We start from the raw sequence: 427 nt of genomic DNA on the forward strand, positions 1-427 counted from the left end.
ATTTGGCTATGCTAGTGGTGGGGTAGCAGTCCCACAAGACCTATCAGAAAGAATGATAACTACAATCGATAAAATCACGCCAAATAGCTAATGAACCCAAATACATTTTTAAGCGGTTGGAAACCAGCTGGAAAGCCATATGTAGAGCAAAAAAAGGATTTGCTCCTAGCTAGAAATAAAGCATTAAATAAGATGGTGGAGCTTTTACATAAGCAACTAATTAGAAAAGGTAGGGTAAAAAATAGAAGTGGTATTTTTTATCATCCAACCTTAAGAGCTAATGTATATTACACAAGAGTTTATGATATAAAGTCTGGGTCAGTAGCACCATACTCATATGATAACTGGCTTGATTTAGGGCTTAATCAGTATTTTATGGGGCAAAGTCCATATCACTGGTATAATGGCGACCCAGGTGATGGGATAT

At 36.8% G+C, this 427-nt stretch carries 1 pseudogene; it reads left to right on the plus strand.

Annotated elements, in window-relative coordinates:
• Nucleotides 1-90 precede the first annotated feature (90 nt).
• Nucleotides 91-427: pseudogene (locus CSUIS19073_RS08300) on the plus strand (hypothetical protein); the annotation flags it as partial.

This window comes from Campylobacter sp. RM19073, from assembly GCF_024723495.1.
Lineage (GTDB): Bacteria > Campylobacterota > Campylobacteria > Campylobacterales > Campylobacteraceae > Campylobacter > Campylobacter porcelli.